Genomic DNA, 25172 nt, shown 5'->3' on the forward strand with positions numbered 1-25172 from the left:
GTTATTTCACCTTTCTGCTCAGGTCATCCACGGTACGTTTGAGCTGATCCAGTTGATTGTCCTGATCGCTGACTTCGCGCTTCAGGCTGGACAGGTCACTGGAGCTTGAGCTGGAACTCGATCCGGCACCGCGCTTGAGGTCTTCCACCTGGCTGGCGAGCTTTTTCAGCTCGCTGTTCTGTGCACTGACAGTTCGCTTGAGGTCGCTCACTTCGCTGGCACTCGAGCTTGAACTGGACCCCGCATTCTTTTTGAGTTCTTCGATAAGTCTGGCTTGTTCCTTGACGGTTTTCTCAAGGTTCTCGATGTCAGCCGTGTTGGTTTTGGCGGTGCTCTGCAATTGCGTAACCATGTCGATACTGATATCGCTCCTCGTCATCACATCTTTGCCGTACAGATTGTGAAAGGTGAGGAATTTGTCGCTGGAACTGGAACTGTTGGAGCTGAACTCCAAACCGGCCTGGGCGGTACTGGACAGTGCCAGGCTGCCGAGAAGAAGGGCTGCCGTGCTGGTTGCGAGAAGGGCAGACGAACGCTTTGCAAGACTGGACATCACTAGGGTTCCTTGTGAAGTGCCCGTATGGCACATCGCTATGACTTTGCCATTATTCCGTTGTTCCTGCGACGCGAGACAATATTTTCAAAAAGGCCCCTCCAGGGTTTTTTTGTAGATTTGATGTAAAAGTCCATATAAATCGCCCACCAAACGTCCTATATTCGGAGCCTGCACACGCATCACCTTGCAGTTTTCAGATGATCCCCGAATGGTTCTGAAGGCCAGACAAACCGGGCTTCACACGGTTTTTTGCGTCAGAGAGATCCTTGATGATCCAGATCCATCTTCCATTCCCCAGATCAGCGAGAACGACATGACCGTTAAAGAATTGACCCAAGAAGCCAGACACGAAGAAGCGCTCAAGAAGTACTTGCTGGATTCGCCCCAGCTCGCCGAAGAGATCAAGGACCTGCCGGCCGACGATCAGAAAGACCAGATTCAGTGGGCGTTCGAGGATGAGGCGGAGTCCCAGGGTTTGCAGCCGTGGGAATTAACGCTCAAGTACACCTCGACCCCGGAAGAGTTCGAGGCGGCGCGCCTGGTGCTGCACAAAGAGGCAGCCGAGGTGCTGGGCGTCGAGTGGGAAGAGTACTGCGAGATGAATAATCTGGTGGTCTGACCTGTAGGAGCGAGCCTGCTCGCGAAAGCGATGAGTCAGGCGACATATATGTCGACTGGTACGCCCCCATCGCGAGCAAGCTCACTCCCACATTTGTTGATCAGAGGCTGAGGCGCATCGACAGGTCGACAGCCTTCACGTCCTTGGTCATCGCGCCAATCGAAATGTAATCCACCCCGGTTTCGGCGATCGGTAGCAGCGTGCTTTCGTTGATCCCGCCGCTGGCTTCCAGTTTTGCCTTGCCCGCGTTCAGGCGCACGGCTTCACGCATGTCATCCAGGCTCAACTCATCGAGCATGATGATGTCGGCGCCCGCCGCCAGCGCTTCCTTGAGTTCCTCGAGGCTTTCCACTTCGATCTCCACCGGTTTGCCCGGGGCAATCTTGTGCGCGGCATTAATGGCTTCAGGGATGCCACCGCTGGCGGCGATGTGGTTTTCCTTGATCAGGAAGGCGTCGTACAGGCCGATGCGGTGGTTGTGGCAGCCGCCGCACGTCACGGCGTACTTTTGCGCCAGACGCAGGCCCGGCAGGGTTTTGCGGGTGTCGAGCAACTTGACTTGGGTACTGGAGACAAAGTCCGCCAGATGCTGCGCACGCGTGGCCACGCCCGACAGCAATTGCAGGAAGTTCAACGCACTGCGTTCGCCCGTGAGCAGCGAGCGTGCCGGACCTTCGAGGTGAAACAACGCCTGATTGGGTTGTACCCGTTCGCCGTCACGCACCTGCCAATGCACTGCGACCCGCGGGTCCAGTTGCCGGAACACTGCATCGACCCACGCCGTGCCGGCAATGACGGCGGCATCACGGGTGATGATGGTGGCTTTTGCCAGGCGTTCGGCCGGGATCAACTGTGCGGTGATGTCGCCGCTGCCGACGTCTTCGAGCAGCGCACGGCGTACGTTGGCTTCGATTTCGGCGGTCAAGTCGGCGAGACGTAGATTCGGCATAACGGACTCCACAAACAAAGTGGTCCGATTATAGGGGTATGGCACGAGCCAACCCAAGGCGTCAGAGGCTTTCCGTTTGCACTGAATCCTGCATTTGGTCGATTTATCGTTTAAGTCGGCGCCCGTCCTACGCGTCTATTTGAAGGGGCAATGCAGAGTCTGCTGGCACAGCAGGTACTTTTTGCAAGATAATTCGCCTTGCTTTTGACGTCATGGCTTTGACGTGTTTTCGGAGGGTGTTCTATCCGGAAATCACCCTTTCAGGAGGCTTGGATGCACAACGACGGGAACGTAGTGCCTTTGCACAAAGGCGCTACCGATCAGGCGACGCACTCGCCGCTCGCCCGCCTGCCTGTGATTCTGCTTCAGGTTCGCGACAAGGCTGCACTGCAGCTTCGGCAGGGATTGCAGGATCTGTTCGATAACGCCGACGACACCTTGTTCGAAATGGCCGATCGGGCCCGCAATGATGTCGAGCAGAACCTCTATTTTGAAGCCATGCGCGACTTGCGCCTCAAGCGTAAAAGCATCGAGCGCGGGTTCCTCGAGCACTTCTTCGAGGCGTTTGTCTGCCTCACTCAATACGACACCCCTCAGGTTGTCTTGCCCCAGGCATTGACCCTTGACGCTTCGACACAACGCCCCAACGACGACATGGAGCGCAGCGTCGCGGTGGAGGCGATGGTCAATAAAGTGCTGAACCGTGAAGGTGTTGCCCTCGGTCAGCTCACCGCGCGGCTCGGTGTGTTGCTCGGTAAGCCGTTGGGCGATCAGCGCAACCCCATGGGCCCGGCGATGCTGTGCGAGTATTTCTTGCAGGCCGGGCGCAACCTGGGGGTGGAGATCAAGGTCAAGCTGATCATCCTCAAGTTGTTCGAGCGCTATGTGCTCAGTAGCGCCGATCAGCTCTACGCTCAATCCAATCAATTACTCGTCGCCACCGGCGTATTGCCCGAACTCAAGCCGGCGCCCACGCGGCGTGCCGCAGATCGCGCGATGCCCGGCGCGGATGATCAGCCTTCGCCCGCGACCAATCGCTCGGACACGGCGCAGATCGACGAGGTGTTCGCGGCCTTGCAGGAGCTGCTGCTGCCTGTGCGCGGCAGTGTCGCACCGACCCTTGAGGCCAGCGCCGAGACACGGCCCATTTCCACGCAGGACTTGTTGCGCATGCTCTCCCACTTGCAGCAACACGTGCCGGCACAGGCGGCTCAGGACGATTTCGATCTGCGGAACCAGCTCGAACAGCTGCTGACGCGGGTCAGCGTCAAAAGCGGCACGTCGCGAGTGGTAGGGGTGGCGGATGAAGACGTGGTCAACCTGATCGCCATGCTGTTTGAATGCATGCTCGATGACCGCTACCTGCCGGATTCGCTCAAGGCACTGATCAGTCGCCTGCAGATCCCGATGCTGAAAGTGGCGGTGCTCGACAAGAGTTTCTTCAGCCGAACCAGTCATCCCGCCCGGCGCTTGCTCAACGAAATCGCTGGTGCGGCCATGGGCTGGAGCGAGTGCGATGACCATGAGCGCGACAGCCTGTACCTGCGCATCGAACAGGTGGTGCAGCGTCTGTTGAATGACTTTGCTGACGACCCGGCGATTTTTTCCGAGCTGCTGGCGGATTTTCTCGCTTTCACCAGTGATGAGCGCCGTCGCAGTGATTTACTGGAGCAGCGCACCCGTGACGCCGAAGAGGGCCGTGCCAGGACCGAACTGGCCCGCCAGCGTGTCGAGCAGGCGCTGAATCAGGCGTTGGTGGGCAGATTGTTGCCGCAGGCGGTGGTGGTGTTTGTCCAGGAAGCCTGGAGCACAGTGCTGCTGCTGACCTGCCTCAAACACGGTGATCAGTCGGCTGAGTGGCGTGCGGACGTCCACACCATGGAGCAACTTATCTGGAGTGTGCAACGTCACGACGAGCCCGATGCGAGCCAGCGTCTGCTGGCGCTGGTGCCTGGGCTACTGAAGTCATTGCGTGACGGGCTGAGCCGTTCGGCATTCGACCCTTTCGCCACCAGCGAGTTTTTCAGCGAGCTGGAAACCTTGCACGTTCAACTGTTCACGTATCCGGGGCAGGTAAACGACGCGTCTTTCGAGGCGCCGGTGATGGTCCGGATGACGCAGGAAATCGTCCTGCAAACCGCAGACGAAGGACCGGTCGAGACGGCATTCGCCCGTTTGCCGGCGGACGATGCCAGCCTGCTGCAAGTGGATCAACTGCATCCCGGCTGCTGGGTCGAGTTTCAGGAAGACGACGAAAATACCCTGCGTTGCAAGCTGGCCGCGATCATTGAAGCCACCGGCAACTACCTCTTCGTCAATCGCACTGGCATGAAAGTCCTGGAGCACAGCCGCACGGGCCTGGCTCTGGAATTTCGTCGCGGCGCGGTGCGCGCGCTGGACACTACCTTGCTGTTTGACCGGGCGCTGGCCTCCGTGCTCGGTAACCTGCGCCGCCTCAATCGCGGCAAGTGATCGCGTCCCGGTGGGCTATCGCGGCATACTGGGCGCCAACACAGTCGTCGCTGAAGGAGCCTGTATGCAGTTGGACCCCGCGAGCGGTTGGTGCCAGGATGTGCGTTTATGCCCCTCACCCAACTTCAATGCGCGCCCCTCGGGCGAAATTTCCCTGCTGGTGATCCACAACATCAGCTTGCCGCCAGCGCAGTTCGCGACCGGAAAAGTGCAGGAATTCTTCCAGAATCGTCTGGATGTCACGGAGCATCCTTATTTTGAAGGTATTGCTGACTTGCGGGTGTCAGCGCACTTTCTGATTGAGCGTGACGGCACGGTCACTCAGTTTGTCTCTTGTCTTGAGCGCGCCTGGCACGCCGGCATCTCGAATTTTGAGGGCCGGGAAACCTGTAACGATTTTTCCGTGGGCATCGAACTTGAAGGCACGGATGATCTGCCGTTCACCGATGCTCAGTATCACGCGCTGACGGCCTTGACCCGACAGCTGCAAAACGCCTACACCGGCATCACTGCGCAGCGCATTTGCGGGCACAGCGACATTGCCCCAGGGCGCAAGACCGATCCAGGACCGGCGTTCGACTGGGCACGCTATCGCGCGGCGCTGGCAAAAGAGGAAGGACAATGAGTTTTCTGGTGTTGCTGTTGGCGGTATGGATCGAGAAGTTCTCGGCACTGCGCCATCGGGTTCAACGTGATGGCGGTTGGGTACGCGAGCTGAACAAGCTTGAGGTCATGCCACGCCTGATCGACCGGCCCTGGTTGATTTTGGTGATTATGGTGTTGTTGCCGGTCGCGCTGCTGGGGTTGCTGCTGGTGGTGCTGGATCCGGTGGCCTATGGTCTGCTGGCATTGCCGGTGCATTTGCTGGTGGTGATTTACAGCCTCGGACGCGGCGATCTGCTGGCCGGGCTGGGGCCGTTTCGCGATGCCTGGCGCCGCGAGGACCTGCAAGCCGCCGCGCATGTGGCCAAGCGAGACCTGGATATTTGCGCCGACAGCGGCGAGCAATTGCTGGAGCGGGTCGAAGCGCACCTGCTCTGGGAGGCTTACCAGAGTTTCTTCGCCGTCATTTTCTGGTACTTCCTGCTGGGGCCAGTGGCCGCCCTGAGCTATCGCTTGCTGGCGCTGGCCGAAGAGCATGGACAGAACCCCGCCGTGGTCGAACGCGCGGCACAATTGCGTCACGCCTTTGATTGGGTGCCCGTGCGCTTGCTGGCGGCGAGTTTTGCACTGGTCGGCAACTTTGTGGCGGTCGGCCGGGTGATGTTGCATGAGTTGTTGAACTGGAACATCAGCGCCGCTCAGCTGATCGAGAAGGTCGGCATGGTCGCCGGTGAAATTCCGGCACCGGTCGTCGGACCGGATGGCATCAACAGCCTGGACCGGATCTGGGAGCTACTGCTGCGCGCGGCGGTGCTCTGGTACGCGGGTTTTGCGCTGTGGACTGTCCTTCCCTAGTACCCATCGCTACAGCAGCTGGCGCACCCTGCGCCAGGCTGCGATCCAAATGATGCAATAAATCTGACAATCTTCAGGGGATTCACGACGCCTGCTACGCCGCCGAACGGGGGCGAGCCCCCTCGCCACAGCTCGTTAACCTTAAGTTACAAAACCCCCTGCCGATTTAAGATATACAGGGATAGCGCTGAGTAGTGGCTATCTGCCGCTGAGCCGCGCCTGCCAAATAAAAATAAGAATGCCATGGGAGACTTCCAGTGAAGAGCTTGCTCTATCCCGCCGTCGCGCTGATGAACCGCCTGAGTTTCGGCATGAAGTTCAGCCTGATCAGCGTACTGTTCCTTGTGCCCATGCTGGTCACCAACTTTTATCTGGTGCGCGACTCCTATCGCGAATTTCAGGGTACGCAAGTCGAGCTGCAAAGCCTCGACCTGCTGGGCAGTGGCATGACGCTGCGGCGTGACTTGGAGACCCTGAACAATCTGGTGCAGATCAACGTCACACTCGGTCAGTCCGGCAAGGCCGGCAACGTCGAGTCGAAGATCGGCGCGTTGGAGCAAAGCATTCTGGCGCGCCTGCAAGGGCTGACCGCGATGACCACTGATCCGGAGCAGGTCACGGTTTTCGACGGCAAACGCGATGAAATGATCGCCGCGTTCAAGGCCCAGCAAACGGAAACCTCTCTGCAAAGCAAAAGCGGAATGATCAGCAAACTGCTGGGCAACGCGCAGATTTTCAGCCAGATCATCGCCACCCAGGCCGGCCTCAGTCGCGACAGCCAAAGCGACATGCGCCAACTGAGCGAGCTGATTACCAACGTCACCCCACCAGTGACTCAACTGCTGGGCGAAGGGCGGGCGATGGGTTCTTTTTCCCTCGGACAAGGCTTTCTCAACTCGGCATCGAGCACTAGATTCGATGAACTGTTGGCGCAGATCGAAAAGCTCCAGGGCGAATACGGCTTGAAATTGCAGGACGCACTGGGTTCCAGCAAAGCGGCGCGTGAAACCCTGGCCGTTCAAGCCGACAGCAGCAAGGCCTCGCTGAAAAAAGCCAGCGAGCTGTTCGAAGAAAAAGTGGTGATGGCAGACACCCTGGATGCACCCTGGCAGGATTTTTACGATCAGGTCACCGGCCTGATGGACCAGACCTACCAACTCAACGAAGCCACCCTGAAGTTTCTCGGCACCCAGCTGCAGCAGCGACTGGGACAGAACCGCAACCACATGGTTTTGCAGGCCGTGGCGTTGTCGGTGGTGTTTGTGTTGATTTTCTACCTTTACGGCGGCTTCTACGCGTCGACCCGCACCACCCTCAAGCGTCTTGGCGCCATGATGGACACGGTTGCTGCGGGCGACATGACGGTGACCTTCCGCGCTGAAAGCCGCGATGAGCTCGGAGAGTTGGGTGAGGTATTCAACGGCACCGTGAAGAAAATCCATGACCTGATCGAACGCGTCGGGCAGACCGTCAATGAGGTCGAGCGTCAGGCCGGGCAGGTGCAAAGCGTCTCCACCCAGAGCAACCAAGCGGTGGCAGGGCAACGTTCGCAGATCGAGCAGGTCGCCACGGCCATGAACCAGATGTCGGCCACTTCCCTTGAAGTGGCGCGCAGTGCCGCTGCCGCAGTCAGCAGCGCCCACAGCGTCAACGACGAGACCATCAGCGGTCGCGGTCTGGTGGCGTCCCAGCAGGGCAGCATCGCGCAATTGGCCAGTGAGATCGATCAGTCAGTGATCGTGATCAATCAACTGGCCAGCGACAGCCAGTCCATCAGCCGAGTGCTGGAAGTGATCAAGAGCATCGCCGAGCAGACCAATCTGCTGGCCCTTAACGCGGCCATCGAAGCCGCTCGGGCCGGTGAGCAGGGGCGCGGGTTTGCGGTGGTGGCCGATGAGGTCCGCACGCTGGCCAAGCGCACTCAGCAATCGACCGAAGAAATCGAGCAGATGATCAGCAAGCTTCACAGCGGCGTCGGCGCGGCGGTCAAGGCCATGGGCATCAGCCATCAGGTGGCCGATGGCACGGTCGGGCAGTCGGAAAAAGTCCAGCAGGCGCTGGAAAACATCCTCGGCGCTGTCGGCATGATCGTGGACCAGAACCAGCAGATCGCTGCGGCAGTCGAGCAGCAGACCGCTGTCGCCCACGACATTGATCAGAACATCGTCGAGATCAACCGCGCTGGCGAACGTACCGCCGAAGGGGCGCACCAGACCGAGGATGCCAGCCGCGCGTTGTCGGCCCAAGTGGTAGAACTCAAGCACCTGATCAGCGCCTTCCGGGTCTGAGAAAATCCCTGTGGGAGCGAGCAGGCTCGCTCCCACAGGTTTTGCGAATAATCTGTAGTGCGTTTTCCCTTTGCGGGTAGGTAATGTCTTGTTTTCCGCCGTGCTCTGATTTTTCGTCTTCAATGAAGGAAGATCATTCACTCTGGCCAGCCCTGAGGAGGCGCGGTAATGTCTGTTGCAACAATGGGAATACAGGGGCACTGCGCTCACTGCGGGAGCACCCTGCAACTGGAAGCCTGGCAACTCAACGCGATTGCAATCAACGAATCGTTCGCCTGTACTCACTGCCACAAAGCCTTGCAATTGAGCGACCCGAAACAGATCAGGCGCTTCAAATCGCTCGATTCACTGGGCTTGCTGCGGGCGAGCACGCTGGTGATGGTGTGCACCGCGATCTTGGTGGCGTTGGTCATGGAATGGATCGGCATGCTCAGCGTCGTCGAACAGCTGAATTTTTCGCTGGGCGCCATTCTGGTCTACTTCGTCGTCATACAGTTTGCCCATCACCGGCAACACATCACGCTGATTCTGGAAGCCGCCAAGGCCCACGCCGACTGATTACCAGTTGAACAGCTCGCAGGCGTTGGCCGTGCTGGCGCCGGCCAGTTGCTCAGGGCTGATCGCCATGATCTGCGCCAGCGCCGAGCAGATCGCCGGCAGGTGCGCCGGGCTGTTGCGTTGACCGGGAAACATGGCCGGCGCCATGTCCGGCGAGTCGGTTTCCAGCACCACCGATTCCAGTGGCAATTCGGCGAGCACACGGTGCATGCGCAGCGCCTGCGGCCAGGTCGCGGCGCCACCCAGCCCGAGTTTGAATCCGAGCTTGATGTACTCGCGCGCTTCTTCTTTGCTGCCCGCGAAGGCATGGATGATCCCGGCACGTTTCAATCGAAAGTGTTTCAGCGTGGCAATCACCGCCGCATGGCTGCGCCGCACGTGGATCAGCGCTGGCAGGTTGAAGTCCGCCGCCAGTTGCAGTTGCGCTTCGAACAGCGCCTGCTGGCGTTCGCGGTCCAGGGTTTCGATGAAGTAATCCAGGCCGATCTCGCCCACGGCGCACAATTGCCGATTGCCGGTCAGGCGCGTCAGCCAGTCACCGAGTTCCTGTAGATCTTCGGGTCGATGGTCTTCCAGGTACACCGGGTGCAAACCGAATGCGGCATGCAAGTCGGGATCGCTTTGCACCAGGTCCCAGACACGCTGCCAATTCGCCTGATAGACCCCCAGCACCACCATTCGACGCACGCCCAAGGCGCGGCTTTCGGCCAGCAGCGCCTGACGATCCGCGTCGAAATCCGGAAAATCCAGATGAGTGTGGCTGTCGATCAGCTCCACGGTTCAGTCCCGGTGAATACGCTGCTTGAAGGTCCGCGCGATGGCCTGCACGCCGGGTTGGTAATCGGACTGCTCGATGGCGGCCAAGGCCAGGGCCAAGGCTTTATCGGCGATCAACTGATGCTGTTGGGCCATGGCGTTGACCGGCAGCGGCAGGAAGTCCAGCAGCTGCGTGTCACCGAACGTCCCGAGGCGCAACGGACGGGTTTTCAGCGGGAAGTCATGCAAGGCATCGAACACCCCCTGAAGCAACACGTAGGAAGTGGTCACCAAGGCGTCCGGCAAATGCCCCAGACGCTGGAGCATTTCTTCCATCAACTGCTTGCCACACTCGCGGCTGAACGACTCGCCGTGCTCGATCAGTACCTCGCCTTTGAAGCCGTCCAGCGCCTCTTTGAAACCGGCAGCGCGTTCCTGGCTGATGCTCAACTCGGGGCGTGCGCCGATCAAGGCGATCTGCTTGGGCAACGGGTCCAGCAGACTGCGGGTCAATTGCAGGCTGGCCTCGCGGTCGTCACTGATGACCGAGCAAAAGTGCTCGGGCTCCATGACCCGGTCGATGGCGATGATCGGCATGCCTTTGGCCTGTAGCTGGCGGTAGCTGTCGTCATCAGTCGGCAGGCAACTGGCGACGATCAGCGCATCGCAGCGCCGGGCGCGGAACAGTTTGAGCAATTGCCGCTCACTGTCCGGCGCATCGTCGGAGCTGGCGATCAGCAACTGATAGCCGCGTGCCCGGGCGCCTTGTTCCAGCAGTTTGGCGATTCGCGCGTAACTGGGGTTTTCCAGGTCCGGCAGAATAAAACCCAAGGTGCGCGTGTGCCGACTGCGCAACCCGGCCGCTTGAGGGTTGGGCGTAAAGCCATGCTGTTCGACGACCGCGCGCACGCGCTCGACGGTGGCACTGCTGATGCGTTGCTGTTCGGCTTTGCCATTAATGACATAACTGGCGGTGGTTACGGACACACCGGCCAACTGTGCGATATCACTGAGTTTCAACTCGGGATTTCCTTGTTTTTTCGAGCTTGCCCCGACATTTTCGCCAATCCTACCCGAATCCGGCAGGCGACTATTGTCCACGCACATCCGACAAGTTGGGCTTCAAGGATGCGACATTATCGAGTAACGTGCCAAGTGTTCTAGATTAAACGTTTCAGCAAGCGTATTTTCAGGGTTATACGCACCCTTGGCCGGTTCTGCCGTGAAACCGCCAAAAGTGACGGTTAAACGCTTAAGCTGATTCATTCAAAACAATACCTGGCGCCCTCAGACGCCAAAAAGGAGAAAGCATGCTCGAGCTCACTCTAGAGCAGATATCCATGGGCCAATCGGCTGTGGATAAGTCCGCTGCGTTGCAGCTACTGGCCGAGCATCTGGTCGCCGATGGCCTGGTCGCCGACGGGTACCTGGCAGGTTTGCAGGCGCGCGAGGCTCAGGGCTCGACCTTTCTCGGTCAAGGTATTGCCATCCCCCACGGTACACCGCAAACCCGCGACCTGGTGTTTTCCACCGGCGTGCGGCTGATGCAGTTCCCCGATGGCGTGGATTGGGGCGACGGTCAGATTGTGTATCTCGCGATCGGCATCGCGGCCAAGTCCGACGAACATTTGCGTTTGCTGCAACTGTTGACCCGCGCCCTCGGCGAAACCGACCTGGGCCAGGCCTTGCGTCGTGCAAGCTCCGCCGAAGCCTTGTTGAAACTGCTGCAAGGCGCGCCGCAGGAATTGGCGCTGGATGCGCAGATGATCGGCTTGGGTGTGTCGGCCGATGACTTCGAGGAACTGGTCTGGCGCGGCGCGCGATTGCTGCGCCAGGCTGATTGCGTGAGCAACGGTTTCTCCGCGGTGTTGCAACAAGTAGAAGCGCTGCCGCTGGGCGATGGCTTGTGGTGGTTACACAGCGAACAAACGGTCAAGCGCCCGGGCCTGGCCTTCGTCACCCCGGACAAACCGATTCGCTACCTCGGCCAGCCGCTCAGCGGCCTGTTCTGCCTGGCCAGCCTCGGTGAAGCCCATCAGGCCTTGCTCGAACGTCTGTGTGCGTTGCTGATTGAAGGCCGTGGCCATGAACTGGGCCGCGCCACCAGCAGCCGCAAAGTGCTCGAAGTCCTTGGCGGCGAACTGCCGGCGGACTGGCCGAGCGCGCGCATCGCATTGGCCAACGCCCACGGCTTGCACGCGCGCCCGGCGAAGATCCTCGCCCAGTTAGCGAAAAGTTTTGAAGGCGAAATTCGCGTACGCATCATCGACGGCCAGGACAGCGCGGTGTCGGTGAAAAGCTTGAGCAAACTGCTCAGCCTCGGCGCCCGTCGGGGTCAGCTGCTGGAATTCATCGCCGAACCGAGCATTGCCGCCGACGCCTTGCCGGCCTTGCTGGCTGCCATCGAAGAAGGCCTCGGCGAAGAAATCGAGCCTTTGCCAGCCGTGAGTCAACAACGCGAAGAGCTCGCAGATATCGCCGAAGTGCTGCTCGCCCCGGCGTCCGGCAGCCTGATTCAAGCCATCGCGGCGGCACCGGGCATTGCTATCGGCCCGGCGCATATTCAAGTGCTGCAAACCATCGAATACCCGCTGCGTGGTGAGTCCGCCGCCATCGAGCGCGAGCGTCTCAAACAGGCGCTGGCGCAGGTACGTCGCGACATCGAAGGCCTTATCGAGCGCAGCACGTCCAAGGCGATCCGCGAGATCTTCATCACCCATCAGGAAATGCTCGACGACCCGGAACTGACCGATGAAGTCGACACTCGCCTCAAGCAAGGCGAAAGCGCCGAAGCGGCGTGGATGGCGGTGATCGAAGCGGCGGCCAAACAACAGGAATCGTTGCAGGACGCGTTGCTCGCCGAGCGTGCGGCAGACTTGCGCGACATCGGCCGGCGCGTGCTGGCGCAACTGAGCGGCGTCGAAACGCCGAGCGAGCCGGACCAGCCTTACATTCTGGTGATGGACGAAGTCGGTCCGTCCGACGTCGCGCGTCTCGATCCGGCCCGCGTCGCCGGCATTCTCACGGCTCGCGGCGGCGCCACGGCGCACAGCGCGATCGTCGCCCGGGCGCTGGGTATTCCGGCGCTGGTCGGTGCTGGCGCGGCGGTGTTGCTGTTGGCGCCGGGCACGCCGTTGCTGATTGATGGCCAGCGCGGGCGCCTGCATGTGGACGCCGATGCGCTGACGTTGCAGCGCGCCACCGAAGAACGCGACACCCGCGAACAGCGCCTGAAAGTGGCCGCTGAACAACGTCATCAACCGGCGCTGACCACCGACGGTCACGCGGTTGAAGTGTTCGCCAACATTGGCGAGAGCGCTGGTGTAGTCAGTGCGGTAGAGCAGGGCGCCGAAGGCATCGGCTTGATGCGCACCGAACTGATTTTCATGGCCCATACGCAAGCGCCGGACGAGGCCACTCAGGAAGTTGAATACCGCCGCGTCCTCGACGGCCTGGCCGGTCGGCCGCTGGTGGTGCGCACCCTCGACGTCGGTGGCGACAAACCGCTGCCGTATTGGCCGATCGCCAAAGAAGAAAACCCGTTCCTCGGCGTGCGCGGTATTCGCCTGACCCTGCAACGTCCGAAAATCATGGAAGCGCAATTGCGCGCCTTGCTGCGGGCCGCCGATAACCGTCCGCTGCGGATCATGTTTCCAATGGTCGGCAGCGTCGATGAATGGCGCCAAGCGCGGGACATGACCGAGCGCTTGCGCCTGGAAATCCCGGTTGCCGACCTGCAACTGGGGATCATGATCGAAGTGCCGTCGGCTGCCTTGCTGGCGCCGGTGCTGGCCAAAGAGGTCGACTTCTTTAGCGTCGGCACCAATGACCTGACCCAATACACCCTGGCCATCGATCGTGGTCATCCGACCTTGTCCGCCCAGGCCGACGGCTTGCACCCGGCGGTGCTGCAACTGATCGACATCACCGTGCGTGCGGCGCATGCCCATGGCAAATGGGTCGGCGTCTGCGGTGAACTGGCGGCGGACCCGCTGGCGGTGCCGGTGCTGGTCGGGCTGGGCGTGGACGAACTCAGCGTGTCGGGGCGCAGCATCGCCGAGGTCAAGGCGCGCATTCGCGAACTCAGCCTCGCCCAGACGCAAATTCTCGCCCAAGAGGCCTTGGCCGTGGGCAGCGCCAATGAAGTGCGCGCATTAGTGGAGGCTCTGTAATGGCCCGGATTTTAACCCTGACCCTCAACCCGGCATTGGACCTGACCGTCCAGTTGCCGCGCCTTGAACCCGGTCAGGTCAACCGCAGCGACGCCATGCACACCCACGCTGCCGGTAAAGGCATCAACGTGGCGCAAGTGTTGGCGGACCTTGGTCATCAACTGACCGTCAGCGGCTTCCTCGGGGAAGATAATTTGCAGGCGTTCGAAACCCTGTTCGCCAAGCGCGGTTTTGTCGACGCGTTCATCCGCGTTCCCGGCGAGATTCGCAGCAATATCAAACTCGCGGAAAGCGATGGGCGCATCACCGACGTCAACGGTCCGGGGCCGCGAGTGAGTGAAGCGGCGCAGCAGGAATTGCTCGAACGCCTGGAGCAGATTGCACCGGGTCATGACGCCGTGGTCGTCGCCGGAAGCTTGCCGCTGGGCGTCAGTGCGCGTTGGTTGCAGGCGTTGATTGTGCGCTTGAAAAAACTCGGTCTGAACGTCGCCCTCGACACCAGCGGCGAAGCGCTGCGTGCCGCGCTCAAGGCCGGGCCGTGGCTGATCAAACCGAACACCGAAGAGCTGGCCGATGCACTCGGTTGCGAGGTTGTTTCGGTCACGGCACAAGCCGAGGCGGCGAGCCGTTTGCACGCTCAAGGTATCGAGCATGTGGTGATCTCTCACGGTGCCGATGGCGTGAACTGGTTCAGTGTCGGCTCGGCGCTGCATGCCACGCCGCCCAAGGTCAGCGTCGCCAGCACGGTCGGTGCGGGCGACTCGTTACTGGCCGGCATGCTCCATGGTCTGCTCAGCGCCGACACCCCGGAACAGACCCTGCGCACCGCCACGGCGATTGCCGCGATGGCGGTCACCCAGATCGGTTTCGGCATCGGCGATGCCGCGCAATTGGCGCAGCTCGAACAGGGCGTGCGCGTGCGCCCCCTGACAGAACAATAAGAGGGATTGTGATGAAGTTAGCCATTGTTACGGCCTGCCCGAACGGCATGGTCACCAGTGTGCTGTGCGCCCGTTTGCTCGATGCGGCGGCTCAGCGTCAGGGTTGGATGACGTGCGTTGAAGTGGTGGATGCGACGCATCCGGAGCGTCAGTTGTCGGCGACCACGATCGAAGGCGCCGAGTGGGTGTTGCTGGTGACCAGCGTGCCGGTGGACATGACGCGATTCGTCGGCAAACGCGTGTTCCAGAGCACCCCGGCGCAAGCCCTGCAAGATGTTGAAGCGGTGCTGCGGCGCGGTGCTGAAGAAGCTCAGGTGTACGTAGCCCCTGAAGCGGTCGCCGAGCCTGCGACCTCCACAAAAAACGCGCCACGACTGGTCGCGATCACCGCGTGCCCGACCGGCGTCGCGCACACGTTCATGGCCGCCGAAGCCTTGCAGCAAGCCGCCAAGCGTCTGGGTTACGACCTGCAAGTGGAAACCCAGGGCTCGGTCGGCGCGCGCAATCCGTTGAGCGCGGCGGCGATTGCCGATGCCGATGTGGTGCTGCTGGCCTGTGATATCGAAGTCGCCACCGAGCGTTTCGCCGGCAAGAAGATTTACCGCTGCGGCACCGGCATTGCGCTGAAACAGGCCGAAGCGACACTGAACAAAGCGCTGGCCGAAGGCCGGCAGGAAACCGCTACGAGCGGCTCCAGCGGCCCGGCCAAGCAAGAAAAAACCGGCGTCTACAAGCACCTGCTGACCGGTGTGTCGTTCATGTTGCCGATGGTGGTGGCGGGCGGCTTGATGATCGCGTTGTCCTTTGTGTTCGGCATCACCGCCTTCAAGGAGCAGGGCACATTGGCGGCCGCGCTGATGCAGATCGGCGGCGAGACGGCGTTCAAGTTGATGGTGCCGCTGCTGGCGGGTTACATCGCCTACTCGATTGCCGACCGGCCGGGGCTGGCGCCCGGGATGATCGGCGGAATGTTGGCGAGCACCCTGGGAGCCGGTTTTATCGGCGGGATCATTGCCGGTTTCATCGCCGGATATGCGGCGCAGGCGATCAACCGTTATGCGCGTTTGCCGCAGAGTCTCGAGGCGCTGAAACCGATCCTGATCATTCCGTTGCTGGCGAGTCTGTTCACCGGCCTGGTGATGATTTATGTGGTCGGCAAACCGGTGGCCGGAATGCTCGAAGGGCTCACCCACTTCCTCGACAGCATGGGCACCACCAACGCGATTCTGCTCGGCGTGTTGCTGGGCGGCATGATGTGCGTCGACCTTGGCGGGCCGATCAACAAAGCGGCTTACGCGTTCTCGGTGGGGCTGCTGGCGTCGCAGAGTTATGCACCGATGGCCGCGACCATGGCCGCCGGCATGGTGCCGCCGATTGGCCTGGGCATCGCCACGTTCATTGCACGGCGCAAGTTTGCCCAGACCGAGCGCGAGGCCGGTAAAGCGGCGCTGGTGTTGGGGTTGTGCTTCATCTCTGAAGGCGCGATTCCGTTTGCCGCGAAAGACCCGTTGCGGGTGATCCCGGCGAGTATTGCCGGTGGTGCGCTGACCGGGGCGTTGTCGATGTATTTCGGCTGCAAGCTGATGGCGCCGCACGGTGGTTTGTTTGTGCTGGCGATCCCGAATGCGATCAACCATGCGTTGTTGTACTTGCTGGCGATTGTCGCCGGGAGCTTGCTGACGGCTGTGGCGTATGCGCTGCTCAAACGGCCTGAAGCGGCCGAGCTGGCGCTGGAACCCGCCAACGCCTGACACCACCAACCCCCTGGAGTGAGCCTGCTCGCGATGGCTGCATAACATTCAATAGATAAGTTGACTGTTACACCGCCATCGCGAGCAGGCTCACTCCTACAGGGGGCGGTGTCACACCGGTTTCATGGGCATGTGCTTTAGTTTTCCTTTTCAGGGAGAACACCATGAGCGAATTCGACCTCGGTCGCCGTCGGGTCCTGCAAGCGGTGGGCGCCGGGCTGTTGTTGCCGGGGTTGGCGCCGGCCGTGATCGCTTCGGTCAAGGATCGTCCGCTACTCACCGACGGCGTGCAGTCCGGCGACCTGCTGGGCGACCGGGCGATGGTCTGGAGCCGCAGCGACCGCCCCGCGCGAATGGTCGTGGAATGGGACACTCGCAGCCTGTTCAGCAACCCGCGCCGATTTGTCTCGCCGCTGGCCGATGCGCGCACCGATTTCACTGCGCGGGTCGAACTCACCGGCCTGCCCGCCGATCAGGCGATTTTCTATCGCGTGACCTTCGAAGATGCCCAAACCGGCGTCGCCAGCGAACCCTGGTTTGGCCATTTGCGCAGCGTGCCGCAAACCCGTCGCGATATTCGTTTTGTCTGGAGTGGCGACACCGTCGGCCAAGGCTTCGGTATCAACCCGGACATCGGTGGCATGCGTATCTACGAAGCCATGCGTTTGCGCCTGCCGGACTTCTTTATCCACAGCGGCGACACCATCTACGCCGACGGCCCGGTGCCCGCGCAACTGCCCACCGAAAGCGGTCGGGTGTGGCGCAACATCACCACTGAAGCCAAGAGCAAGGTCGCGCAAAACCTCGACGATTTTCGCGGTAACTACCGCTACAACCTGATGGACGAAAACATCCGCCGTTTCAACGCCGAGGTCCCGCAGATCTGGCAATGGGACGACCACGAAGTGGTGAACAACTGGTCGCCGGGCAAGCAACTCGATGTGCGCTATCAGGAGAAAGATATCCACAACCTGGTCGGCCCCGCACGACAGGCCTGGCTCGAATATGCGCCGATGCGTTTGCAGAGCGCCGACAACGGCGGGCGGATTTATCGCAAGCTCAGCTATGGGCCGATGCTCGATGTGTTTGTGCTCGACATGCGCAGTTACCGCGGCGCCAACGACGACAACCTCGGCGCGGCCAAGCCCTTTCTCGGGCGCGAGCAACTGGACTGGCTCAAGCAGGAACTGAAAGGCTCGCACGCCCAGTGGAAAGTCATTGCCGCTGACATGCCGATTGGTTTGGGCGTGCCCGACGGTGAGGTCAGCCCGGGAGTGGCGCGCTGGGAAGCGGTCGCCAACGGTGATCCGGGACCGGCTCAGGGGCGGGAACTGGAAATCGCCGAGTTGCTGGGTTTCCTGCGGGCACAGCAGGTGCGTAACTTCGTGTTTTTGACGGCGGATGTGCATTACTGCGCAGCGCATCGCTACCACCCGGATCGTGCCGCGTTTCAGGACTTTGAACCGTTCTGGGAGTTTGTCGCCGGACCGCTGAACGCAGGGAGCTTTGGGCCGAATCCGCTGGATAAGACCTTCGGACCTGAGGTGGTATTCGAGAAGGCACCGGCGGCACAAAACACTTCACCGTTTGCCGGGTTTCAGTTTTTTGGCGAAGTGAATATTGATGGGCAAACGGGGGAGATGAGCGTGGTGTTGCGGGATCTGGATGGGGTGGCGGTGTTTGAGCAGAAAGTGCAGCCGGTCTGAGAGGGCTGCGCACATTTTTGATCCGCCACAGAACCAATGTGGGAGCGGGCTTGCTCGCGAAGGGGGCATGACATTCAACAGAAATGTTGACTGTCAGATCGCATTCGCGAGCAAGCCCGCTCCCACATTTTTGGTGGGGTGTCAGTAGACGTCGCGGCGGTAGCGGCCTTGTTCGATCAGGCGATCGACCTCTGCAATCCCGAGCACTTCATTGAGCACGTGATCCACCCCTGACGCCATCCCTTGCAAGCTGCCGCAGATGTAGATGACGGCGCCATCAGCCAACCATTTCTTCAACTCGTCCGCCGACTCACGCAGGCGATCCTGCACATAAATCTTCTCGGCCTGATCGCGCGAGAACGCCAGGTCCAGGCGCTCCAGGTCACCTGAAATCAACCACTCCTCCAGCTCATCGCGGCACAGGTAATCGTGTTCCCGATGGCGCTCGCCAAACAGCAGCCAGTGGCGTTGTTGCCCGTCGGCAATGCGTGCCTTGAGCAAACTGCGCAGCCCGGCCAGACCGGTGCCGTTGCCCAGCAGGATCATCGGTACCGGCTCGACCGGCAGATGGAACCCGCTGTTGCGCCGCACTCGCAGACTGATGGTGCCCCCCACGGGAGCGTGTTCGGTCAGCCAGCCGGAGCCGATGCCCAGGCTGCCATCGGCGTGCATTTCCTGACGCACGATCAGTTCCAGAATGCCGTCGGCCGCAATCGAAGCAATGGAGTATTCGCGCATGGCCAACGGCACCAGCGCATCAATCAGTGCCTGAGCGTGCAGGCCGACCAGATGGGCTCTGTTTTCCGGCAACTGGCGCGTGGCGAGGGCTTGCTCCAGCGGTTGTGACCAGCCATCGACTGCAACCGCAGCGCGCCCGTCGATGCCCAAACCGTCGAGAAAATGCTCGATGGCCCACGGGCAGTTACGAGGCAGCACTTCCACCAGATCACCCGCCAGCCAACTGCTGGTGGACGGGGCGGCGAGGCCCAACAAGTACACCGGCGCGCCAATGCTGTCCGGGTTCATCAGTTCGCGGCGGGTCAGCGTCCAATTGTCGTAGCTTGGCGCTTGCCAGGTGTCGACCGGTGTTTGCCCGGTCAACAGGCCCAGTTGTTGCTGCCAGTGACGCAAGGCGTACGGGTCGCCGCTGTCGACTTCCACCGGGGCGAACAAGGTCTTGCCGCCGTGCTCGCCCAGCCAGGTGTGCAAACGTCGGGCGAAGCCGCAGAAGTGTTGATACTGGCGATCACCGAGGCCGAGCACCGCGTAGTTCAAGCGCTCAAGGCTCGACGACCGACCCAACACCTTGCGTTCGAACCCGCGCGCACTATCGGGCGCTTCACCGTCGCCGAACGTACTGACTACGAACAGCGCGTTGGTGGAATCCAGCAGATCCTGTTCACTGACGCTCGCCAGCGGCTGCACGTTCACCGGCACGCCGGCGGCCTGCAATTGGCTGGCGGTCTGCCACGCCAATTGTTCGGCAAATCCACTCTGGCTGGCGAAGCCGATCAACCATGCCGGTGCATCGCTGTCCGATTGTTCGAGACTTTTGCGTGCGTCCTTGATCTGCTTTTTCTTGCGCCGACGATCGAGGTACAGCATCCAGCCGGTGACGAAAAACAACGGCATGGTCAGCGCGGTAATGGTCAGGATGATGCGCCCGACAATGCCGAAGTAGCTGCCGACGTGCAGTGCATAAATGCTGGTCAGCCATTGCGCCTTGAGGCTCTTGTCGCTGTAGCGATCATGTTGCTTGACGATGCCGGTCGCCGGATCGAGGGTGATCTGGTTCAGGGCGCGGTCGTGGGGTGAGGTGTTCAGCAGGTAGTACACGGTCGCCGGCTGACCGGCCACGGGCGGCATACGGATGTTGTAGGCGCTGAGTGCCGGGCCTGCGGCGCTGTAGACGCTGCTCCATATGGCCGCGTAGTCGGCGGTTGGCGCCGGACCACTGGGGGCCGGGCCACGACCACCGCGCACGCGCTCGTTTTGTGGCGCGTCGGAGAGCAAGCGGGTCAGGCCTTTGTTGTACCACTCATACGACCAGGACAACCCGGTCAGTGCCGCCAGGAGGTAAAACACCAGGCACCAGGTGCCGGCGACCGAGTGCAAATCCCAGTTGAAGCTGCGACCCTTTTTCTTCCAGTCCAGGGTCAGCCAGGCACGCCATTTGTTCCACTGGCGCGGCCAGCGCAGGTACAGGCCGGAGAGGCAGAAGAACACCAGGATCAGCGTGCACGCGCCGGTGATGTTGCGACCGGTGTCGCCCATGGCGAGGAAACGATGCAGTTGCAGCACGAAGCCGAAGAAGTCCTGGCCGGTGGCATCGCCCATGAGCTCGGCGGTATACGGGTCGAAATAGCGCATCTCGCCACGGCGTTGGCCCGGCGGCGGGGTGAAAAATACTTTGGCCGCATGGCCGCTGTCGGTCTCGACGGAAAGCATCGAGACTTTTTTGCCGGACGCGGCTTCGATGCGCTCGACCAGTTCGACGGGCGGCAGGACGCCGGCGACCTGCTTCTCGACCTGCAACACGGAGGGGTTGAGCACGTTCAGGATTTCATCCTGAAACGACACCGTCGCCCCGGTGATGCCCATCAGGGCCAGGACCAGCCCGGCGCTGATGCCGAAAAACCAGTGCAACTGGAACAGGGTTTTCTTCAACACGTCACTCGCCTTGTTCGTTCAAAAATTATCATCACGGCGCGCATTATGCCGTGGGTTGTCGAGAAACATTCTTTTTTACGCACAAAAGCCCCACTCACGAATGAGCAGGGCTTCTTCGTCCCGCTTCTATCAGAAGTGGAAGTTGGTGCTCAGCAATGCCGTACGGCCCGCCGCCTGGTTGGCGAAGTGGGTCGAGAAGGCCTTGTCGTAGTACGTTTCGTCGGTCAGGTTCTGCACGTTCAGTTGCAGGTCGACGTTTTTGCTCAGCTTGTAGGCTGCCATCGCGTCGTAACGAACGTAGGACTCCACCATGGTGGTGTTGGCCACGCTGCCGAAGACATCGTCGACATAGAACGCACCGCCACCGATGGTCAGCTTTGGCGTGACCTGGTAGGTCGTCCACAGGCTGGCGCTGTTTTTCGGTGTGTTAGGCAGTTCGTTGCCATCGTTGGCTGCGCCCAGCGGACCGCCGTCGACTTGCTCGCTGTCCATGTAGGCGTAACCGGCGAAGACTTGCCATTTGTCGGTGAGCTTGCCGGTGGCCGACAGTTCGACACCCTGAACGCGGGTTTTGCCGGCGTTTTCATAAGTCGTGGTGTCGACCTGGACGCGGGCGTTGTCTTTCTCGGTGCGGAAGATGTCGGCGGTCAGGGACAGGCGATCATTCATCAAGTCCCACTTGGTACCGACTTCGTAGTTCTTGGTGGTTTCCGGCTCCAGGTCGCTTTTCAGCAGGTTGCCGTTGCGGTCCGGCGTGCCACCCAGCGGGTTGCCTTCCGAACCTTCGCCCAGGGTGTTGCCCGGTGGCGTGGCCGACGTCGCGAAGGACGCATAGATGCTGCCGTTTTCCGCCGGTTTGTACACCACACCGAACTGACCGGTAACGAACTCGCTGGTGTCATCGCCCTTGGACGTGGTCACGCTGGAACCGTTGAAGGTTTTGTAGTCGGTGTCGAAATGGTCGTAGCGCAGGCCCATGTTCACCAGCCACTGCTGGGACAATTCCAGGGTGTCGAACACATACAACGCGTAGGTGTTGGCCTTGGTGTCGGTGCCGGCGTAGTTGCGCGAGATCGCACCGTTCCAAGGATCTTTCGGGTTCGGGTTGGACAGCGAGGTGCAGTTGTAACCGCTTGGTGCGCCGATCAAAGCCGGGGAGCAGTTGGTGGTGGCTGCGGCTGTTCGCGGGGTGGTGTCGGTGTTGACGTTGTACGAGGATTTCTGGTTTTCCTCGTGGGTGAACTCGATACCGGTGGCGAAGCTGTTCTTGAACCCGGCGATGTACATGTCACCAAACAGATCGGTCTGGTTGGTTGTGGTCTCGGTGTTGCTGACACGGGTATTCGCGCGGCGCCAGACGCTGCCGTTGTTGACGTTGCCCTTGCTGTCGTCCGGCTGGGTCAGGATGTAATCCTGCATGCTGGTGCCGTGACGCAGGGTGTTCTTGACGGTCAGCGCGTCGTTCAGGTCGTGCTCGATGGCGAAGGTCGCGGTGTCGGTGCGGCCCTTGCGGAAGTCACGGTCGTTCAGGCCGTAGAAGTTTGAGCTGTCGCCGCCATCGTTTGGCTTGTCCGGATTGGACTTGGTGCGCGCAGCCGAACCGGCCACCGGGATGGTGTACGGAATGCCCGAGTCCGGGGTGTCGTTACTTTCCAGATGGTAGTAATCGAGGTTGACGCGGGTGTCGGTGCCCAGGCCGAAGGCCAGCGAAGGCGCGATGCCCCAGCGGTCGTAGTCGACGCTGTCACGGCCGGCGACGTTGCTCTCGTGGCTCATCAGGTTCAGACGGCCGGCAGCGGTGTCGGTGAACTGATAGTTGCTGTCCAGGGTGAAACGCTGGGTCTGGTCCGAACCCCAGGTAAAACCTGCATCGTTCGAGTCGCCCAGGTGGGCTTTTTTGCTCACCAGGTTGATGCTGCCGCCAGCCGCGCCACGGCCGCCAATGGCCGAGTTCGGGCCTTTGCTGACTTCAATCGATTCGACGCCAAAGATCTCGCGGCTCTGCGAACCGGTGTCGCGCACGCCGTCCAGGTAAGTGTCGCCCTGGGCGTCGAAACCACGAATGAACGGACGGTCGCCTTGCGGGTTGCCACCTTCACCGGCACCAAAGGTGATGCCCGGAACGGTGCGCAGCGCATCCTGCATGTTGAGGGCGCCGGTGTCCTTGAGGACTTGTTGCGGAATGACGGTGATCGAGCGCGGTGTGTCCACCAACGGCGCGGTGTACTTGGGCGAGGAGGCTTTTTCGACGTTGTAGGAAGTCTCGTCCTGGGCCTCGCCAGTGATGGCGGTAGCGCCCAGCGAAATCACATTACTCGGTGCTTTTTCGTCGGCTTTTTCTGCCGCGAAAACCATGTGGCCCGCGGAGCCGGCAGTAATCGCCATGCCAATGGCCGATGCGAGCAAACGTGGTGAACTGACCGGTACGTGTGGTTGTTGACGTGACATTTGAATTCCCCTCCCCAAGGATTTGAGGCCGCGGAATATAGGGTAGACGCGTATTTGTATCAATTGCGAAACGTTATTATTCGCGAAGAATTTACATTCTTTACAATTTAACCTTACGGTTTTTGCTGTTTCGTCCGTCGCAAGGGTTTTACACGGGCAATAAGAATCAATACCATTAGCGCCCCTTTGGTTCCAGGTGCCTTTGTCATGTTGCTGCACATTCCCGGCTTGTTCGCGAAAGAAGAAGTGCAGCGCATCCGCGAGGCTCTGGAACAGGCTGATTGGGCGGACGGCAAAATCACCGCCGGTTTTCAGTCGGCCAAGGCCAAGCACAATTTGCAGCTGCCCGAAGGCCATCCACTGGCCAAGGAAGTCGGCGCGGCGATGCTGGAACGGCTGTGGAAAAATCCGCTGTTCATGTCCGCCGCGTTACCGCACAAGGTTTTTCCACCGTTGCTTAACTGTTACACGGCCGGCGGCAGTTTCGATTTTCATATCGATAACGCGGTGCGCCAGCCCAAAAACAGCATCGAGCGAGTGCGCACTGATCTGTCGGCCACGCTGTTTTTCAGCGAGCCTGAGGACTACGACGGCGGTGAGCTGGAAATCCAGGACACCTTCGGCACGCAACGGGTGAAGTTGCCCGCCGGCGACATGGTTCTGTATCCCGGCACCAGCCTGCATAAGGTCAACGCGGTCACCCGTGGCACGCGTTACGCCTCGTTCTTCTGGACGCAAAGCCTGGTGCGCGAAGACAGTCAGCGCGCCTTGCTGTTCGAGATGGACGGCGCGATCCAGCAGTTGACCCAGGACATGCCTGATCACCCCTCGCTGATCCGCCTCACCGGCACCTATCACAACCTGCTGCGCCGCTGGGTCGAGGTATGAGTTATCAACTGCGCCGCGAGGAAGTTCTCGACGGTGATTCGCTCAAGGCCATGCTGGCGCAAAGTCCGGCGCGCGCAGCCCAGGCCGTTTTGATCGCGGCTCGTGAAGGCGTACTCGATGCTCAGGCATTGCTTGGGCAAATCCTGCTGGACGGCAACGGCATCGCGCTGGATCAGCCGTTGGCATTGCGCTGGTTCGAGATTGCCGCTCGTGGCGGGCACCTGATGGCGTGCAACATGCTCGGCCGTTGTCACGAACACGGCTGGGGTTGTGCGGCGGATGCCTCGGTTGCCGCGCGGCATTACCGAATCGCAGCAGAGGCCGGGCTGGATTGGGCGATGTACAACTACGCCAACCTGCTGGCGACCGGTCGCGGCGTCGTCGAAGATCAGGCGCAAGCATTGGCGTTGTATCGCCGAGCCGCCGAGTTGGGCCACGCAAAATCCATGAACCTGTTGGGGCGCTATCTCGAAGAAGGACGTCATTGCCCGCAGGATCTCTCTTCGGCTCGAGCATGGTATCGACGCTCGGCCAAGGGCGGGGACTTTCGCGGGCAATTCAGCTATGCCGCGGTGCTGGCCGATGAAGGGAATATCGATGATGCACTGGGCTGGTTGCGCAAGGCACTGGCTGGGGGAAATGTGAATTTCCTGCGGGTGGGCATTGAATCATTGTCGGGCGCGCATCATCCGCACATCCGTGACATGGCGGATGCGTACCGGTTGCGACTTTCTCAATTGACTGAACAGTAACGTTCTATCGTTACTGTTATCTTCTTAAAAATAAAGAACACCGCACAACAAGGCTTATTGCCTTGGTCCGTCTGTGTGTGGTGCTATCTTGTTATGGAGTTGTCTTAATTTTATATATATGAATACTGGTGGCTAAGTGTTGAGTTGCATTAGAGTCTTTTTACGCGATATCTGACATTGAGTGGGGT

At 60.6% G+C, this 25172-nt stretch carries 19 protein-coding genes; 12 read left to right on the top strand and 7 right to left on the bottom strand.

Annotated features, from left to right (window positions below):
• Position 1 precedes the first annotated feature (1 nt).
• A complete protein-coding gene (locus tag BK660_RS23170) occupies positions 2-553 on the bottom strand; it encodes a hypothetical protein (RefSeq protein WP_123435260.1) in 552 nt (183 codons plus the stop codon).
• Between the two features lie 316 nt (positions 554-869).
• Here BK660_RS23170 and BK660_RS23175 point away from each other — a divergent pair, with 316 nt between their 5' ends.
• Positions 870-1175: a DUF6388 family protein gene (locus BK660_RS23175; protein WP_059403417.1), complete on the top strand. Its 306-nt coding sequence runs from the start codon at positions 870-872 to the stop codon at positions 1173-1175.
• 100 nt (positions 1176-1275) lie between these two features.
• Here the strand turns inward: BK660_RS23175 and nadC are convergent, their stop codons facing one another.
• Positions 1276-2124, bottom strand: a complete 849-nt coding sequence (gene nadC, locus BK660_RS23180) for a carboxylating nicotinate-nucleotide diphosphorylase (protein ID WP_123435261.1) — start codon at positions 2122-2124, stop codon at positions 1276-1278.
• A 273-nt stretch (positions 2125-2397) separates the two neighbouring features.
• On the opposite strand from nadC, the gene BK660_RS23185 reads away from it, so the two are divergent.
• The 5 genes from BK660_RS23185 (at position 2398) to BK660_RS23205 (ending at position 8900) form a co-directional block, all read left to right on the top strand.
• The gene (locus tag BK660_RS23185) at positions 2398-4596 is read left to right on the top strand and encodes a DUF1631 domain-containing protein (protein WP_123435262.1); all 2199 of its coding nucleotides are present in this window, start codon (positions 2398-2400) and stop codon (positions 4594-4596) included.
• A 64-nt stretch (positions 4597-4660) separates the two neighbouring features.
• Entirely contained in the window at positions 4661-5221 is a 561-nt protein-coding gene (ampD, locus tag BK660_RS23190; protein ID WP_123435263.1) for a 1,6-anhydro-N-acetylmuramyl-L-alanine amidase AmpD, read from the top strand.
• Entirely contained in the window at positions 5218-6054 is an 837-nt protein-coding gene (ampE, locus tag BK660_RS23195; protein ID WP_123435264.1) for a regulatory signaling modulator protein AmpE, read from the top strand. Before ampD ends, ampE begins: the two co-directional genes overlap by 4 nt.
• A gap of 1583 nt (positions 6055-7637) precedes the next feature.
• Entirely contained in the window at positions 7638-8342 is a 705-nt protein-coding gene (locus BK660_RS33670; protein ID WP_371258952.1) for a methyl-accepting chemotaxis protein, read from the top strand.
• A 168-nt stretch (positions 8343-8510) separates the two neighbouring features.
• Positions 8511-8900 carry a hypothetical protein gene (locus BK660_RS23205; protein WP_123435266.1) on the top strand — a complete coding sequence of 130 codons (390 nt, stop codon included), beginning with the start codon at positions 8511-8513 and terminating at the stop codon, positions 8898-8900.
• Here the strand turns inward: BK660_RS23205 and BK660_RS23210 are convergent, their stop codons facing one another.
• The 3 genes from BK660_RS23210 to BK660_RS32685 all read right to left on the bottom strand — a co-directional run bounded on the left by BK660_RS23210 (position 8901) and on the right by BK660_RS32685 (position 10922).
• Positions 8901-9677: a TatD family hydrolase gene (locus BK660_RS23210; RefSeq protein ID WP_123435267.1), complete on the bottom strand. Its 777-nt coding sequence runs from the start codon at positions 9675-9677 to the stop codon at positions 8901-8903.
• Positions 9678-9680: 3 nt separating this feature from the next.
• On the bottom strand, positions 9681-10676 hold the full coding sequence (gene cra, locus BK660_RS23215) for a catabolite repressor/activator (protein WP_123435268.1): 996 nt from the start codon (positions 10674-10676) through the stop codon (positions 9681-9683).
• Positions 10677-10778: 102 nt separating this feature from the next.
• Complete coding sequence (locus BK660_RS32685) at positions 10779-10922, bottom strand: hypothetical protein (protein ID WP_185045199.1); 144 nt, start codon at positions 10920-10922, stop codon at positions 10779-10781.
• Between the two features lie 44 nt (positions 10923-10966).
• Between BK660_RS32685 and ptsP the strand changes: the two genes are divergently transcribed.
• The 4 genes from ptsP to BK660_RS23235 all read left to right on the top strand — a co-directional run bounded on the left by ptsP (position 10967) and on the right by BK660_RS23235 (position 18226).
• Positions 10967-13828, top strand: coding sequence for a phosphoenolpyruvate--protein phosphotransferase (gene ptsP, locus BK660_RS23220; RefSeq protein WP_123435269.1), 2862 nt, complete (start codon positions 10967-10969; stop codon positions 13826-13828).
• Positions 13828-14769: a 1-phosphofructokinase gene (pfkB, locus tag BK660_RS23225; RefSeq protein ID WP_123435270.1), complete on the top strand. Its 942-nt coding sequence runs from the start codon at positions 13828-13830 to the stop codon at positions 14767-14769. The genes ptsP and pfkB overlap by 1 nt, the downstream gene beginning before the upstream one ends.
• Positions 14770-14780: 11 nt before the next feature.
• Positions 14781-16520 carry a PTS fructose-like transporter subunit IIB gene (locus BK660_RS23230; RefSeq protein WP_123435271.1) on the top strand — a complete coding sequence of 580 codons (1740 nt, stop codon included), beginning with the start codon at positions 14781-14783 and terminating at the stop codon, positions 16518-16520.
• Positions 16521-16684: 164 nt separating this feature from the next.
• Positions 16685-18226 carry an alkaline phosphatase D family protein gene (locus BK660_RS23235; protein WP_123435272.1) on the top strand — a complete coding sequence of 514 codons (1542 nt, stop codon included), beginning with the start codon at positions 16685-16687 and terminating at the stop codon, positions 18224-18226.
• Positions 18227-18367: 141 nt separating this feature from the next.
• On the opposite strand, the gene BK660_RS23240 is transcribed toward BK660_RS23235, so the two are convergent.
• On the bottom strand, positions 18368-20896 hold the full coding sequence (locus tag BK660_RS23240) for a PepSY domain-containing protein (protein WP_123435273.1): 2529 nt from the start codon (positions 20894-20896) through the stop codon (positions 18368-18370).
• 129 nt (positions 20897-21025) lie between these two features.
• Positions 21026-23344, bottom strand: coding sequence for a TonB-dependent receptor (locus BK660_RS23245; RefSeq protein ID WP_123435274.1), 2319 nt, complete (start codon positions 23342-23344; stop codon positions 21026-21028).
• Positions 23345-23551: 207 nt separating this feature from the next.
• Here BK660_RS23245 and BK660_RS23250 point away from each other — a divergent pair, with 207 nt between their 5' ends.
• Both BK660_RS23250 and BK660_RS23255 read left to right on the top strand, forming a co-directional pair.
• Positions 23552-24232 carry a Fe2+-dependent dioxygenase gene (locus BK660_RS23250; protein ID WP_123435275.1) on the top strand — a complete coding sequence of 227 codons (681 nt, stop codon included), beginning with the start codon at positions 23552-23554 and terminating at the stop codon, positions 24230-24232.
• On the top strand, positions 24229-24984 hold the full coding sequence (locus BK660_RS23255) for a tetratricopeptide repeat protein (protein WP_123435276.1): 756 nt from the start codon (positions 24229-24231) through the stop codon (positions 24982-24984). The genes BK660_RS23250 and BK660_RS23255 overlap by 4 nt, the downstream gene beginning before the upstream one ends.
• Positions 24985-25172: the final 188 nt, after the last annotated feature.

The sequence above is a fragment of the Pseudomonas brassicacearum genome (assembly GCF_003732265.1).
Taxonomy (GTDB): domain Bacteria; phylum Pseudomonadota; class Gammaproteobacteria; order Pseudomonadales; family Pseudomonadaceae; genus Aquipseudomonas; species Aquipseudomonas brassicacearum_D.

Excerpts from the sequence above, each read along its gene's own strand:
- BK660_RS23170 (WP_123435260.1), bottom strand. The coding sequence starts at position 553 with ATGTCCAGTCTTGCAAAGCGTTCGTCTGCCCTTCTCGCAACCAGCACG.
- BK660_RS23175 (WP_059403417.1), top strand. The coding sequence starts at position 870 with ATGACCGTTAAAGAATTGACCCAAGAAGCCAGACACGAAGAAGCGCTC.
- nadC (WP_123435261.1), bottom strand. The coding sequence starts at position 2,124 with ATGCCGAATCTACGTCTCGCCGACTTGACCGCCGAAATCGAAGCCAAC.
- BK660_RS23185 (WP_123435262.1), top strand. The coding sequence starts at position 2,398 with ATGCACAACGACGGGAACGTAGTGCCTTTGCACAAAGGCGCTACCGAT.
- ampD (WP_123435263.1), top strand. The coding sequence starts at position 4,661 with ATGCAGTTGGACCCCGCGAGCGGTTGGTGCCAGGATGTGCGTTTATGC.
- ampE (WP_123435264.1), top strand. The coding sequence starts at position 5,218 with ATGAGTTTTCTGGTGTTGCTGTTGGCGGTATGGATCGAGAAGTTCTCG.
- BK660_RS33670 (WP_371258952.1), top strand. The coding sequence starts at position 7,638 with ATGTCGGCCACTTCCCTTGAAGTGGCGCGCAGTGCCGCTGCCGCAGTC.
- BK660_RS23205 (WP_123435266.1), top strand. The coding sequence starts at position 8,511 with ATGTCTGTTGCAACAATGGGAATACAGGGGCACTGCGCTCACTGCGGG.
- BK660_RS32685 (WP_185045199.1), bottom strand. The coding sequence starts at position 10,922 with ATGAATCAGCTTAAGCGTTTAACCGTCACTTTTGGCGGTTTCACGGCA.
- ptsP (WP_123435269.1), top strand. The coding sequence starts at position 10,967 with ATGCTCGAGCTCACTCTAGAGCAGATATCCATGGGCCAATCGGCTGTG.
- pfkB (WP_123435270.1), top strand. The coding sequence starts at position 13,828 with ATGGCCCGGATTTTAACCCTGACCCTCAACCCGGCATTGGACCTGACC.
- BK660_RS23230 (WP_123435271.1), top strand. The coding sequence starts at position 14,781 with ATGAAGTTAGCCATTGTTACGGCCTGCCCGAACGGCATGGTCACCAGT.
- BK660_RS23235 (WP_123435272.1), top strand. The coding sequence starts at position 16,685 with ATGAGCGAATTCGACCTCGGTCGCCGTCGGGTCCTGCAAGCGGTGGGC.
- BK660_RS23245 (WP_123435274.1), bottom strand. The coding sequence starts at position 23,344 with ATGTCACGTCAACAACCACACGTACCGGTCAGTTCACCACGTTTGCTC.
- BK660_RS23250 (WP_123435275.1), top strand. The coding sequence starts at position 23,552 with ATGTTGCTGCACATTCCCGGCTTGTTCGCGAAAGAAGAAGTGCAGCGC.
- BK660_RS23255 (WP_123435276.1), top strand. The coding sequence starts at position 24,229 with ATGAGTTATCAACTGCGCCGCGAGGAAGTTCTCGACGGTGATTCGCTC.